This is a genomic window from Halonotius aquaticus (genome assembly GCF_003605575.1).
GTDB lineage: Archaea > Halobacteriota > Halobacteria > Halobacteriales > Haloferacaceae > Halonotius > Halonotius aquaticus.
Genome location: NZ_QKNY01000006.1, coordinates 55,757 through 68,063 on the forward strand (window position 1 = coordinate 55,757; position 12,307 = coordinate 68,063).

At 62.7% G+C, this 12,307-nt stretch carries 15 protein-coding genes and 1 tRNA gene; 8 read left to right on the forward strand and 8 right to left on the reverse strand.

Features of this window, described 5'->3' with window-relative positions; all coding sequences use genetic code 11:
* Positions 1-6: 6 nt before the first annotated feature.
* Positions 7-855 carry a translation initiation factor eIF-2B gene (locus DM826_RS04460; RefSeq protein ID WP_120101911.1) on the forward strand — a complete coding sequence of 283 codons (849 nt, stop codon included), beginning with the start codon at positions 7-9 and terminating at the stop codon, positions 853-855.
* A gap of 74 nt (positions 856-929) precedes the next feature.
* Complete coding sequence (locus DM826_RS04465; RefSeq protein WP_120101913.1) at positions 930-1,928, forward strand: PrsW family intramembrane metalloprotease; 999 nt, start codon at positions 930-932, stop codon at positions 1,926-1,928.
* A gap of 3 nt (positions 1,929-1,931) precedes the next feature.
* Here DM826_RS04465 and DM826_RS04470 read toward each other — a convergent pair whose 3' ends face one another.
* Positions 1,932-2,282: a cell division protein SepF gene (locus DM826_RS04470; RefSeq protein WP_120101915.1), complete on the reverse strand. Its 351-nt coding sequence runs from the start codon at positions 2,280-2,282 to the stop codon at positions 1,932-1,934.
* A gap of 110 nt (positions 2,283-2,392) precedes the next feature.
* Here DM826_RS04470 and DM826_RS04475 point away from each other — a divergent pair, with 110 nt between their 5' ends.
* Positions 2,393-3,112 carry a DUF1028 domain-containing protein gene (locus DM826_RS04475; RefSeq protein ID WP_120101917.1) on the forward strand — a complete coding sequence of 240 codons (720 nt, stop codon included), beginning with the start codon at positions 2,393-2,395 and terminating at the stop codon, positions 3,110-3,112.
* 33 nt (positions 3,113-3,145) lie between these two features.
* Here the strand turns inward: DM826_RS04475 and DM826_RS04480 are convergent, their stop codons facing one another.
* Positions 3,146-3,625: an RNA-binding protein gene (locus DM826_RS04480; RefSeq protein ID WP_120101919.1), complete on the reverse strand. Its 480-nt coding sequence runs from the start codon at positions 3,623-3,625 to the stop codon at positions 3,146-3,148.
* A 43-nt stretch (positions 3,626-3,668) separates the two neighbouring features.
* On the reverse strand, positions 3,669-3,995 hold the full coding sequence (locus DM826_RS04485) for a nuclear transport factor 2 family protein (protein WP_120101921.1): 327 nt from the start codon (positions 3,993-3,995) through the stop codon (positions 3,669-3,671).
* A 123-nt stretch (positions 3,996-4,118) separates the two neighbouring features.
* On the opposite strand from DM826_RS04485, the gene DM826_RS04490 reads away from it, so the two are divergent.
* Positions 4,119-4,628, forward strand: a complete 510-nt coding sequence (locus tag DM826_RS04490) for a DUF367 family protein (RefSeq protein WP_120101923.1) — start codon at positions 4,119-4,121, stop codon at positions 4,626-4,628.
* A gap of 50 nt (positions 4,629-4,678) precedes the next feature.
* On the opposite strand, the gene DM826_RS04495 is transcribed toward DM826_RS04490, so the two are convergent.
* Positions 4,679-5,044 carry a DUF5518 domain-containing protein gene (locus DM826_RS04495; protein ID WP_120101925.1) on the reverse strand — a complete coding sequence of 122 codons (366 nt, stop codon included), beginning with the start codon at positions 5,042-5,044 and terminating at the stop codon, positions 4,679-4,681.
* Between the two features lie 170 nt (positions 5,045-5,214).
* Here DM826_RS04495 and DM826_RS04500 point away from each other — a divergent pair, with 170 nt between their 5' ends.
* Together DM826_RS04500 and DM826_RS04505 are read left to right on the forward strand one after the other, a co-directional pair.
* The gene (locus tag DM826_RS04500) at positions 5,215-7,608 is read left to right on the forward strand and encodes a heavy metal translocating P-type ATPase (protein ID WP_205738795.1); all 2,394 of its coding nucleotides are present in this window, start codon (positions 5,215-5,217) and stop codon (positions 7,606-7,608) included.
* Between the two features lie 76 nt (positions 7,609-7,684).
* On the forward strand, positions 7,685-8,155 hold the full coding sequence (locus DM826_RS04505; protein WP_120101927.1) for an FKBP-type peptidyl-prolyl cis-trans isomerase: 471 nt from the start codon (positions 7,685-7,687) through the stop codon (positions 8,153-8,155).
* A gap of 100 nt (positions 8,156-8,255) precedes the next feature.
* Here DM826_RS04505 and DM826_RS04510 read toward each other — a convergent pair whose 3' ends face one another.
* Together DM826_RS04510 and DM826_RS04515 are read right to left on the reverse strand one after the other, a co-directional pair.
* Entirely contained in the window at positions 8,256-8,576 is a 321-nt protein-coding gene (locus tag DM826_RS04510; RefSeq protein ID WP_120101929.1) for a hypothetical protein, read from the reverse strand.
* Positions 8,573-9,577, reverse strand: a complete 1,005-nt coding sequence (locus DM826_RS04515) for a DUF7490 domain-containing protein (RefSeq protein ID WP_120101932.1) — start codon at positions 9,575-9,577, stop codon at positions 8,573-8,575. Before DM826_RS04515 ends, DM826_RS04510 begins: the two co-directional genes overlap by 4 nt.
* Positions 9,578-9,805: 228 nt before the next feature.
* On the opposite strand from DM826_RS04515, the gene DM826_RS04520 reads away from it, so the two are divergent.
* Entirely contained in the window at positions 9,806-11,032 is a 1,227-nt protein-coding gene (locus tag DM826_RS04520) for a HEAT repeat domain-containing protein (RefSeq protein WP_120101934.1), read from the forward strand.
* Between the two features lie 47 nt (positions 11,033-11,079).
* Here the strand turns inward: DM826_RS04520 and DM826_RS04525 are convergent, their stop codons facing one another.
* Positions 11,080-11,319: a hypothetical protein gene (locus DM826_RS04525; protein ID WP_120101936.1), complete on the reverse strand. Its 240-nt coding sequence runs from the start codon at positions 11,317-11,319 to the stop codon at positions 11,080-11,082.
* 192 nt (positions 11,320-11,511) lie between these two features.
* Positions 11,512-11,583 (reverse strand) — tRNA-Ala (locus tag DM826_RS04530).
* A 254-nt stretch (positions 11,584-11,837) separates the two neighbouring features.
* Here DM826_RS04530 and DM826_RS04535 point away from each other — a divergent pair.
* Complete coding sequence (locus DM826_RS04535; protein ID WP_120101938.1) at positions 11,838-12,302, forward strand: 30S ribosomal protein S15; 465 nt, start codon at positions 11,838-11,840, stop codon at positions 12,300-12,302.
* Positions 12,303-12,307: the final 5 nt, after the last annotated feature.

Consider the following 12,307-nt stretch of genomic DNA (forward strand, 5'->3'; position numbering starts at 1 on the left):
TGAGGTATGATTAACGAGACCGTCGAGGAGATTCAGGGGATGCACTCCCACAGCTCCTCGACAATCGCGATCAAGGCGACGGAAGCGTTGTCGGAACTGCTTGACCGCGAGTACGCCTCCGTCGACGAGTTCGAACTCGACCTCCAGCGCAACGCCGGCGCGCTCCGGCGGGCCAACCCCTCGCATGCCTCCCTCCACAACGCGGTGCGGGCGGTCGAACGCTCGGTCGTCGATGTTACCGACACCGTCTCAGAGGCTAAGGAGCTGACCCGGGAGATGATCGACCGCGTTGTCGACGATATCGAGACGGGCAAGCGGCGGGCCGCCGAGAACGCCGCCGAAACCTTCGACGACGGCGAGACGTTCATGACACACGATTTCTCCTCGACCGCCTTAGCCGCGGTCGAAACCGCCGCCCAGGAGGGCCACTATCTCGACGCCTACGTCATGGAGGCCCGGCCGCGCTATATCGGCCGCGGAACGGCGCGGATGCTGTCGGCGATCGACCGCGTCGAACCACATCTGATTGTTGACAACGCGATGGGTCACTTCCTCCAAGAGTGTGACCGCGTGGTCATCGGGATGGACTGTATCGTCGACGATACGCTATACAACCGCGTGGGCACGTTCCCGCTGGCGGCGACAGCCAACCAGCTTGATGTCCCAGTCGTTGCCGTCGGCTCCGGTGCGAAGGTCATCGAGGAGGGCTTCGTCTTCGAGAATCAACAGCGCGACCCCTCGGAGGTCATGTTGGAGCCGGTCGAAGGGATCACCATCGAGAATCCGGCCTACGACGCAACCCCCGTTGAGCTCATCGATACGCTGATCACCGACACCGGCGTCCACGACGTCTGAGCCACTGGTGATCGCTGACCTGCACGCACTGTTTCAACCGAGATATCCTTACGACCGGACCACCCACACACGGTATGGACGACACACAAGAGCCCGTGGAGGCCGCCGCCGAGGAGTCACGGGATCTGTATGAGATCGCCTCCTGGGAGGAACGCACCTCGATCGACGGGGCGGCGGTCGCCCTCTACTGGCTGTTGACGCGGGCGGCAAAGTGGATCGTCGTCCTGCTGGCGCTTGGGATTCTCGCCGGGATCGGCGGGTTGGCCGCCCTCAGCGATCCCGCTGTTGGTATGTTGACGCTGTTGTCGGTGGTGCCGGCCGCCGGACTCACGATCTACGTCTACCGCTCGGATGTGACCGACGCCGAGCCGCTGTCGCTGCTCGTGACGACGTTTTTGCTCTCGATTCTGTTTGCGACGTTTGCGGCCGTGTTCAACTCAACAGCCGAGCGGTTCTTTGAGCCGCTTGGCGTCCTGGGAATGCCGCTGTTTTTCTTCCTGATTGTTGGCCCCGGCGAGGAGACAGTGAAGCTGCTTGCGGTGCGGCTGTACGCCTACACCGACCGCCGGTTTGACGCCGTCATCGACGGGGCGGTGTACGGCGCGGTCGCCGGTCTCGGCTTTGCGACGATCGAAAACTCGCTGTATATCCTCCGCCAACTCTCCGAGAGCGGTGAGTTGGCCGAACTGACGATCGGGCTGAGCGCGGTCGCCGCCGGCGGCGACATCACCGCAGTACGCGCCCTGGCAGGGCCGGGCCACGTCATCTACTCGTCGATCGCCGGCTACTATCTCGGATTAGCAAAATTCAATCCAGCGAACCGGGGGCCGATCGTTGTGAAGGGCCTCCTGCTTGCGGCAGCGATTCACGCGACGTACAACTCAACGGTAAGCATTGGTTCCTACGTCGTGACCTCGATCACCGGGCTGCCGGGGTTGGGTGGGTTTCTCGTCTACGTCATCATCTTCGACAGCATCTTCGGGCTCTTCTTGCTGCGGAAGCTCTGGCGATACCGGCGGCACTATCTGGAGACAAATGGCACGGAGCCCGCCGACCCGACGGCCGAGGGGTGAGGCCTACAGCTTTTCGCGGTCAATCGAGATCCCGGTGGGGGTGACGATCAGTTGGTCGTCGCCCTTCTGAACAATGTCGCCGTCGACCTCGCGGGTGACCTGCCGGAGCTCGTCGATGATGTGCTCGATCGTCCGGTCGCTCGTGCTGTGGCGGGTGATATCCGCAAGCACGAGATCGCCGTCGTAGATGGCGTCTTTGATGTCGATCACGTCGTGTTTGTCGCTGATCTCGGCGATCCTGACTGACATCCCCGCGCTCTCGGCGGCCCCCGACACGTCCTGCATGTCGAGTTCGACGTACTCCGACGCCGAGTGGCCGTCGTCGCTACCGAGGATCTTACTCATGATACCCATAGGGTACCGGAGCCGGCGTTCAACAATAGTTCTTACGTCAGACAGGCCCCTGACAGCTCACGAAAATCCCCGATCTGTGGGGTTTTGTCACTCCGACCCGAGTCACCGGTATGACGGTCAGTCTCTGCGTGCGGGAACCCTACCGTGTCGATGGCGACCGCCAGTTCCGATTTGGTGTCGTCGCGGCCGCCGCGGTGCCGGGGATCGGCGCGCTCTCACCGGTCGTCTCCTCCGACGGTGCGGCCGCGATGGGCGGCCACATCGACGATACCCTCGGCAACCGACTCAGTCGATATCTCGCCGACGGCGTCGCGATCGACGACGCGGTCGAGGCCCTGCTTGGTGCCGAGGATGTGGCCTCCCGGCGCGGCCGACAACTCCACGGTGTCGGCCGTTCCTCATGTGTGACGGTCAGCGGCCGCGACTGCGTGGCGGCCGCCGACCGCGATGGCGATCATTACACCGCCGCAGGAACACATCTGCCGAACGAGGCAGCGCTTGATGCGATGGTTGATCGATACACCGGTGCAGCTTTCGGTGATGATCCGCTGGCCGAGCGGTTAATCGACGCGCTGACGGCGGCACGCGAGGTCGGCATCGATAGCCGCCGGGGCGATAGCGACAGCGATGGGCCGCTCACCGTCGGCAGTGCGGCGGTTCGCGTTGTCACCACCGAGTCGACTGACGACCGGCGATTCTACAACGATCTTCGGGTTGATGCCAGCGAGTCGCCGATCACCGATCTCGAAACAACGTACAACGCCGCGCTGTTGGGGTACGAGCAAACGGTCGACGCCTACGGCGAGCCGGATGCTCCGTCGTCTCCCTAACAGCGAGCACTGAACTGTGGGGGCTGTCCAGCGTTAGACAGAAAATTCGTAGAGGTCGTCGCCAACGTGGTGGATCGAGTCGACGACCTTCCCGGAGTCGCCGAGCATGTCGTCGCTGGCGGTCTGTGCGCGACCGACGGCGAGCACCTTCCCGTGGGTTTCCTCGGCGATAGCGACCAGATCGCCGTCGGTGATCCCGTCGTCGACCTCGACGATCCCTGGCCGCATCACGTCCGCGCCGTTGGAGACGAACTCAATCGCGCCGGCGTCGACGGTCACGAGCCCACGCTGTGGGGGATACTCGTTGGCCCCGTCGACGGTGAGAAACGGTTCGTCGTCGACGTAGGCGACCAGCTTGTCGCCGTCAACGAGGACAATATCGAACTCGGTGCCGTCGAGTTCGACGAGTTCGAAAGTGTCGCCCTCGATGTTGACCCCGAGGGCGTCCGCCAGCGACGCCGTGAGGTCGTCGATGGCGTCACTGCGGAGATGGTGTCTGGAGCTGACCTGCATGCGCGGCCGGAGGGTGTCGGGGCGAATAAATCGCCCGTTTCGATCAGACGTACGTGGTCAGCTGGGTGAGCCGGCCGTCGGGCCCAAACTCGAAAACGTCGATGAACGCAAACAGCTCGTCGCCGTTGGCATCCAGCAGGTGCCCGCTGGCTGCGCGGCCGCCTTCGGAGGCACAGACGGTGGTTAGCTTGTGGGTGGTTTCAGTCAGCGGCCGCTCCGAGCGCATGAACTCCAGAAACGACGCCCGATCCTCGAAGGTGCGGTCTGGGCGTCGCTGGACGAAGGTCGGATGCAACAGCGACTCCAATTCGGCGTACTCGCCGTCGTCAAGTCGCTGGTAGTAGGCTCGGACGCGACTGTCTCGATCCATAGTCATTCTTTGTCGGGGTACCTAAGAGCGTTGCCGGTCTGACCGCTGATCCACCTGGGTCAGGATATCTCCTCGCCACGAACGCGCTACTTTTGATGGTCGCAAACGAACGCCGACCCAACTGTGGAGCTACATATCCGGTATGCGGGCGACGACGACCCCGAGAAGTGTACCGCCCGCAAGCTGGCGCGCTTCGAGTTGGCAACGCTCCACCGAAGCCACAGCGAGACCCCCTACGGCGTCGTTCTCAACCCCCACGCCGAGCAGGCACTCTCACCAGCCGACCGCGAGCGTGCTGAGGATGTTTCGCTCGTCGCTCTCGATTGCTCGTGGGAATCCGCGGGCGAAGCGCGCTTCTCGCTGGCCGGCGAGCACCGCGCGCTCCCCTATCTCGTCGCCGCCAACCCCGTCAACTTCGGTCGACCGATGGAACTCACGACCGTCGAAGCGCTTGCTGCCGCGCTCGCTATTTTCGGCGAAACCGAGCAGGCCGAAGCGATCCTCAGCAAATTCACGTGGGGCGAGACGTTCCTCGAACTCAACGCTGAACCCCTCGATCGGTACGCCGACTGTGCGGATTCCAGCGATATCGTCGCCGTCCAGCAGGAATACCTTGACCGTGGGGAGGAGTAACGCCTGCCCGTGGCGACACGTGAGTCAGCGGCGACAGTAATGCACAGCGTTCAGGCCGCGAGCAACGCGCCGAGTGCTCCCCCGAGCGCGCTATCGAGGGCCATAATCAGGGCGATGATGACGCCGCCGATGACGACGCCACTGAAGCCGAGCAGGCCGCCGAAAGGGCCGCCGGCAGCGACCCCGATGACGCCAACGCCGAGCGCGAAGATCACGGCGACGGCGAAGCCAGCGATCGAGCCGGCGAGCAGGCCGTGTACCGCGCCGCTGGTGATCCCGCCCCCGGCGACGTAGCCAGCCGCGACCCCGCCGATGAGGCCCGCGCCGACGTGGCCGACGATCGGGACACCCGTCGCCAACGCGCCGGCGACGAACAAGACAATAAAGCCGATGCCGACTGCACGCCAGTTGGGCATACACGCCGGAGGCAGCCAGTCCGCAAAAGCCCGTGGATCCCGGGGTGGAGTATCCTGATCGCGGTAGTGGCCCTGTTGTTAACGATGCTGCCGCGAGAAGCAATCTTTCTAGCAATATCCGCGCTATTTAGCAGTTGAGTTAATAACCATCGAGCGAGTAGCCCCAATCAATGAGCGACGATACCGCGGAGGCGACCCCGTCTGCACCACCGGATGCGACAGGGTCGACCACGACTGATTCGGTCGACAGCGATCTCGATACTCTCTCGCTGTCGGTGCCCTCGATGGACTGTCCATCCTGTGCTGGCAAAGTTGAATCCAGCGTGAGCGACCTCGATGGCATTGCCGATATCGACCCTCGAACCACCTCGGGAACGCTTGTCGTCGGCTACGATCCCGACCGGACGACACCCGAGGCGATCCGCGGTCGTGTCGAAGCCGCCGGCTACGAGATCGTCGACGACGACGAACCATACGACCCGATGGCAATCTGGACAAGCGGGCGGGCGATCCGCACCGCCGTCGGCGCGGTGTTGTTGCTGGTCGGGATTTTGTTTGAGTGGCTGCTCCCTGCCGCAAATCCAACGCTCACAACGATCGCAGGCGCGGAGATCGGTCTTGATACGGTCGCCTACGTGGCCGCGGCTGCGGCTCCGGGTGTGATCATCCTGCGGAACGGCTATGCCTCGCTTCGCAATCGCAGCTTGGATATCGACCTGCTGATGACCGGCGGGATCCTCGGCGCGCTCGCGGTCAACCTTCCCTTTGAGGCGGCGACGCTGGCGGTGCTGTTCAGTATCGCCGAACTGCTGGAGCGCTATTCGATGGATCGCGCCCGCGGCTCGCTCCGAGAGTTGATGGCGCTGTCCCCGGAGACCGCGACCGTCCGACGGGACGGCGAGGAGCAGGTGGTCGCCGCCGACGCCGTCGAGATCGGTGACCGCGTGATCGTCCGCCCCGGCGAGAAGATCCCTGTCGACGGCGTGATTCGGGAGGGCTCCAGCGCGATCGATGAGTCGCCGATCACCGGTGAGAGCGTCCCCGCCGACAAGGAACCGGGCGCGGAGGTGTATGCGGGTAGTCTGACCGAGACCGGCTACATCGAGATCGAGGCGACCGCGCCGGCCAGCGAGTCGACGATCGCCCGCGTGATCGACTTGGTTGAGGCCGCCGAAGGCGAGGAGACTGACACCGAGCAGTTTGTCGATCGCTTCGCGGCGGTCTACACCCCGATCGTCGTCGCCGCCGCGTTGCTGACGATGGCGGTACCGCCGCTGCTCGGGTGGGGCGCGTTCACCGAGTGGTTCGTTCGCGGGCTGACGCTGCTGGTGATCGCCTGCCCCTGTGCGTTCGTCATCTCGACGCCCGTTTCTGTCGTCTCCGGGCTGACGAGTGCGGCGCGCAATGGCGTGTTGATCAAGGGTGGCCCGCATCTCGAAGCGATGGGTGATGTTGAGGCTGTCGCGCTCGATAAGACGGGGACGCTGACGACCGGTGATCTCGGCGTCACCGACGTGATCCCGATCAACGACACAACCGAAGCTGAGCTCTTAGACTGCGCGAGCACGCTCGAACAACGCAGCGAACATCCGATCGCCGACGCGATCGTCGACCAAGCCCGCGAGGCCGGTGCCGTCGGCGACCGCCCGGTCGAGGATTTCGAGGCGCTGACCGGCGAGGGCGTTCGCGCCGAGATCGACGGCGTCACCCACTACGCCGGCAAGCCATCGGTGTTCACCGAATTGGGCTTCGAACTCGATCATGCCCACCTCAAAACGGACGGCGGGCTGACGACCGACGCGATCGACGCCGATGAGACGGGTGCCGCCGACCCTAGCGACGAGCACCCGACGGTCGTTGAGGAGGCGACCGACTGCGAACACGGTCGGTACGTCGATCTGTTGGCGGAGACGATCCCACGGCTCCAACAGGCGGGCAAAACCGTCGTGCTTGTCGGCACCGATGAAACCCTGGAGGGGCTGATCGCCATTGCTGACACGGTACGCCCCGAGGCAACGTGGGCTGTCGATCAGCTTCGGGCCAACGGGATCAAGCGGATCGTCATGCTGACCGGTGACAACGAGCGCACTGCCCAAGCGATCGGCGAGCAGGTCGGTGTCGACGAGGTGCAGGCGAGCCTGCTCCCCGAGGCAAAAGTCGATGCGGTGCGTGACCTCCGGGAGGCCCACCCAGGTGGGGTGGCGATGGTCGGCGACGGCATCAACGACGCCCCTGCGTTGGCGACGGCGACCGTTGGGGTCGCCATGGGTGCCGCCGGCACCGACACCGCACTGGAGACTGCCGACATCGCGTTGATGGCCGACGATCTGAGTCGGCTGCCCTACCTCCACACCCTCGCGGAGACCGCCGATGGCGTCATCCGGCAGAATATCTGGTCGAGTCTGGGCGTGAAGGTGCTGCTGGCGATCGCCGCGCCGTTTGGCTACGTCTCGGTGCTTGGCGCAATCGTCATCGGCGACATGGGGATGAGCCTCGGGGTAACCGGCAACGCGATGCGACTGGCTGGCCTGACACCCGCGGAACCGCCGACGGACAGCGAGTAGCTGCTACCTGCTGTTGTCGCTCGCGCTGCGAGGCGGTCACCGCAAGTCCTATTCGGCGCGGTGATGTATTTGTTCTATGACAATCGAATCCGGCGATGAGGTCGTTATCGAGTATGTTGGTCGCGCTGACGACGGAACTGTCTTTGACACCTCACGCGAGGATGTTGCAACCGAATCTGGGCTGGCCGACGCCCAGCCAGACCGAGAGTTCACTCCGTTGACCGTCTCTGTGGGGGCCGGCGAGGTCATCGCCGGGATCGAAGAAGCCCTTCCAGGGTTAGACGAGGGTGAGACCACATCTGTCGAGGTGCCGCCGGAGAAAGGCTACGGTGAATGGTCAGAAGAGCACGTCCAAGAGTACGAGACCGACGAGCTGGCCGCCACTCTCGGTGGCCAACGGCCGGAGGTCGGCCAGTACGTCGAAACCGAGCAGGGCGCAGCCGCCGAGATCACCGACGTTGCCGACGATGTCTCGAAGGTAGATTTCAACCCGCCGCTGGCCGGGGAAACGCTCCACTTTGAGCTTGAAGTGGTCGCTATCAACTAACGGGTTGTTGTTGACTCCGTAGGGGTCGCGGATACCGTTTCTTTGCGAGCCGTCTTGGCACGGTGAGTCGCTCTAAAATTGGCCAATGGGAGCTGTGTCGCTACCGAAGTTTCTGTACCTGCCAGAGAATTCCTGCGCCGGATACCAACAGGATTGTGAGGTTGAACAGCGCCTGAAACAGCGACCGATACTCCCGTGCGACCCAGGTATCGATCGTTGCTCCGGCAGCGAAATAAAAGCGGAGCGTCGCGATCAGGGCCAACAACGCGAGGCCGGCGACGACCGCATACCGAAGCGTCCGCTCGATATCGCCGGAAAGGAATCTGCTCTTGTCGGTGTCCTCGTCCACCGATGGTGGTGATTCGGGATCAGTCGACGCCTGTTCATCTGTCGTCGTGGGGTCGTTGTGATCAGAACTCATGCTGTTCGCCTCCGTGCCAGTAGCCCGCCGACCAGGAGAGCCAGTGCCGCGACCGGAACACCGAACCCGGGGGTTGCTGAATCGCTTTCGCCCCCTGCTTCCACCCGTTCTTCGTCACGATCCGGTCGTCGGTCGCGTTCGAAATCGCTGACCTCGAGTTCGACCGACTGTCTGGTCTCGTTGACCGCGATCCGTTCACTCGGGTTGAGATTCACCGCCGTCCGGGTTGTATCGACGATGACACCGTCTTTTTTCAGGACGCCGTCGACGTAGTAGTTGTAGTTGTTTGGCACCGAGACGGTCAGCGTGGTGCCGGTTGTTCGTCCGGGCTCGATCGTGGCAACATCAGCAGCGTCGCGGTCGGCCACGAGATTCGAGTCGGCCTGTCGGGCGATCACGCTTACTTCCACATCATCCGACTGCACTGATCCTCGGTTGATCAGTTGGGCGGTGATATCCAGCGTTGCTTGGCTCTCGGTTGCCGCCTGGACTGAGACGCCAAGCGGTGGCAGCGTCGTCTCGTCGGCAAACTGGATCGGTGTGCGTGCGTATTCAGGCACCAACGCTGCCAGTCCACGCACCTCCTGGCGACCGGTATCGACCCGCTGGCCGTCCTGATACACCACGGTTTCGATGCGGTAGCCACCCTCACGGGCGACGCTGAGCGTCGCGGGAACGACCCGCTCGCGGTCATCGGCCAACTCGCCGACTTCGACTGTCCGGGTGGTCTCCAGCAACCCGGACTCGGCGTCGATGGCTCGCAGGCGAACCGTGACATTCGGGCTTGGATTCCCGCGATGGCGCAGTGTCGTGTTGACCTGGAGGGCGACGATTTGGCCGCCGACAGCCTGTGGCTGAATGGTGGTGTCGGCGATATCGACGTTGCCGGGCTGGGTCGCCGCACGCGGGGCTGAGAGCGCGCCCGGTACGAGCACGGCAACGAGGAGGGCCACCACAACCACGCCGGCGGCTCCGGCTGCGAGGGTTTTCGTCCGATCCATACCGGCGAACCACCCGCCGTCTGTAAGTGTTTTTGGGAGGCTATAACACCGCCTTGAGTGACGGCTGCAATGGCACCGGTGTTTTGGCGGGCGGGTTGACGCTTGGATGGCTATGACCGCCGGTGCGATTGGCTGTGTCGGTAATTATTCTATTGTTATGACATTTTATCCAGTCAGTATGTGTATTCAGCCAGTATTTTTTTACTCTACCGAGCATAGTATGTGACAATGGCACAAGAACCCTCCTCGGAGATGTTCGACCACTTCTATTCGTTGTCGAGCCGAGGAGCCTACGGCGAGCTCATCCGGTATATTCGGGATCACGACGACGAGGATGTGCGGTACGGTGCGGCTGGGGTGCTTTCGGAGTCCGTGTCGGGATTCGCCGAGCAGATGACGCCGCCGGCGCGGAAAGCCCTCGTTGATGCCGTGCTCAACGATCCCAGCGACGCCGTGCGGGCAAACGTTGTGAAGACACTGCTCGCCATCGATGAGTCGATCGCCGACAACATCATCACGCGGTTGGAGATGACTCCGGACTCGACGCCGACCGACACGCCGTATCCGCTGATCTTGACCAAATGGCACGAGCGACAGTGGCCCGAACTCCGATTTCTCGCTGTCGTCGGGTTTGGACGCGTCGGCAGCCACACCACGATCGAAAAGCTGCGGACGACGATCCAACGGGAGACCGATCTGCGGGTGATCCGCCGGGCGATCGAGGCCAGCGGCACGGTCGGCGATGAGACGTTTGTCACGCCGATCAAGAACTATCTGCGGATCGACGACGAGAGCATGTACCAATCAGCCGACGCCGAGGAGATCAGACGCACCAAACAAGCCGCCGTTGAGGCGTTGGTCAAACTTGGTACCAACGGTGCCTACGAGGCGTTACACACAGCCTCCCGCGGGACGGATGCCGAACTCAAAGCCTGCGCGCTCAGCGAGATCGGCCGGCTTGCCCCCGACGAGGCGGTCGATCTGATCGTTGACGAACTACACAACGATGATGACGATGCGGTACGCGAGGAGGCCGCCGAGGGGTTGATCACCACCTTCACCGAATCCGACTTTGAGGATGGTCACACTGTCCGCGAGCAGGCCCTTGCTGAGATGGACGACGACGTCGACGATGCGGTGTCGGATGAGTTTGCTTCGATCGTTGATGAGTCGCCCCGGAAACCCGAACAGCGCAACGCGGCGTGGGTGTTGGGCCAACTTGAATCCGACACTGAAGACACCGTCGAGAGCCTGCTTGCGGCTTTGGATGATGACGACGACTATCTCAGAATCATCGCTGCCGCCGGGTTGACGACGCTTGACTCCTCGCTGGTCGAAGAGAAGCTTGAAGCCTTCCTTGAGTCGGTCGACGAGGAGTCTATGGCCCACAACTTGGCGTCGTCGATCCGATCGAATCTACAAGACGGCCCGGAGAAAGTGATCTGGGGCTCGTGACCGGTTGACCTCGCCTGTTGTCTGGTGAGTTACCGCAGGCTGCGGTATTAGGGGTCGATCCCCTCGTCGTTGAGGATATAGTAGGTTTCACCGGTATCAAAGCCGAACGACTCCAACACATCCCATTCAACCATCGTTGCGACGGCATCCTCGATCGTGTCCTGTTGTGGTGTGTCCTCGCCAAATAGTTCCTCACAGACACGGCTGACCTCCTCGACTGAGAAGCCAGCCTGTTCGTTCGATACCCGAAGTACCCCCGCCCATACGCGGTCACGATCCGTTCCCACGAGATATACCTACTGCCGGTGGCGACCAAAATACTATCGCTAAGCGTGAGCAACACAGTATCGCGTCGCTGACAGACGTTGAATGGTTTCACTGAATGGACTCGGCGGGACTCCCGCGAGCGAACGGCGTGAGCGAGTGGGAGGTCGCCGAGTTCACTGAACGAGTTCGAGCGCAGCGAGAACGAAGTGAAATGGACTCGGCGGGATTTGAACCCGCGGCCTTCCCCGTGCCAGGGGGATGATCTACCGCTGATCTACGAGCCCGCGAACGCAACCTGTCGTTTTCCGGTTTTGGTATTAAGGCCTTCGACTCGGGGTAATGAACCCGTCAGCAAATAGAAAGCCCTTAACGCCCACAGCGGAGAGCAATCGGTGGGAACAGCACAGTCGTAACTCTGACTCGCCCACATGGGCTTGGGATTGCGACAGTGCGCCACCAGCCCGCAGCGGCCAGTCAGTCGCCTCTGGGCTGTGTGGACACGTCGTTTCTGCGGCCTGTGCCGTTCCAATATCAGACAATGGCACGAATGCATACCCGTCGCCGCGGCTCATCCGGTTCGGATCGCCCGGCGGCAGACGAACCAGCCGAATGGAGCGATGTCGACGCCGATGCCATCGAGGATCGCGTCGTTGAACTCGCCGAACAGGGCCACGACCCGAGCGTCATCGGAATGAAACTCCGCGACGAGGGCGTCAAAGGGACGCCGATTCCGAACGTCAAACTCGCCACCGGCAAGAAGGTCGGCGAGATTCTCGAGGACAACGATGCCGCACCGGAACTCCCCGAAGACCTCCGGCGGCTCATGGAGCGCGCAATCAACCTCCGTGAGCACCTCGACGAGAACGGCCAAGACCACCAGAACAAACGCGCACTCCAGAACACGGAGTCGAAGATCCGTCGCCTCGCCAACTACTACCGCGGCGACGAGATCGACGCGGACTTCAACTACAGCTACGAGCAAGCGAAAGAACTCCTCGAGTAAGGATT

What these genes read in the sequence shown, in the direction of transcription:
- DM826_RS04460 (WP_120101911.1), top strand. Translation starts at nt 7, where the DNA reads ATGATTAACGAGACCGTCGAGGAGATTCAGGGGATGCACTCCCACAGC.
- DM826_RS04465 (WP_120101913.1), top strand. Translation starts at nt 930, where the DNA reads ATGGACGACACACAAGAGCCCGTGGAGGCCGCCGCCGAGGAGTCACGG.
- DM826_RS04470 (WP_120101915.1), bottom strand. Translation starts at nt 2,282, where the DNA reads ATGGGTATCATGAGTAAGATCCTCGGTAGCGACGACGGCCACTCGGCG.
- DM826_RS04475 (WP_120101917.1), top strand. Translation starts at nt 2,393, where the DNA reads ATGACGGTCAGTCTCTGCGTGCGGGAACCCTACCGTGTCGATGGCGAC.
- DM826_RS04480 (WP_120101919.1), bottom strand. Translation starts at nt 3,625, where the DNA reads ATGCAGGTCAGCTCCAGACACCATCTCCGCAGTGACGCCATCGACGAC.
- DM826_RS04485 (WP_120101921.1), bottom strand. Translation starts at nt 3,995, where the DNA reads ATGGATCGAGACAGTCGCGTCCGAGCCTACTACCAGCGACTTGACGAC.
- DM826_RS04495 (WP_120101925.1), bottom strand. Translation starts at nt 5,044, where the DNA reads ATGCCCAACTGGCGTGCAGTCGGCATCGGCTTTATTGTCTTGTTCGTC.
- DM826_RS04500 (WP_205738795.1), top strand. Translation starts at nt 5,215, where the DNA reads ATGAGCGACGATACCGCGGAGGCGACCCCGTCTGCACCACCGGATGCG.
- DM826_RS04505 (WP_120101927.1), top strand. Translation starts at nt 7,685, where the DNA reads ATGACAATCGAATCCGGCGATGAGGTCGTTATCGAGTATGTTGGTCGC.
- DM826_RS04510 (WP_120101929.1), bottom strand. Translation starts at nt 8,576, where the DNA reads ATGAGTTCTGATCACAACGACCCCACGACGACAGATGAACAGGCGTCG.
- DM826_RS04515 (WP_120101932.1), bottom strand. Translation starts at nt 9,577, where the DNA reads ATGGATCGGACGAAAACCCTCGCAGCCGGAGCCGCCGGCGTGGTTGTG.
- DM826_RS04520 (WP_120101934.1), top strand. Translation starts at nt 9,806, where the DNA reads ATGGCACAAGAACCCTCCTCGGAGATGTTCGACCACTTCTATTCGTTG.
- DM826_RS04535 (WP_120101938.1), top strand. Translation starts at nt 11,838, where the DNA reads ATGGCACGAATGCATACCCGTCGCCGCGGCTCATCCGGTTCGGATCGC.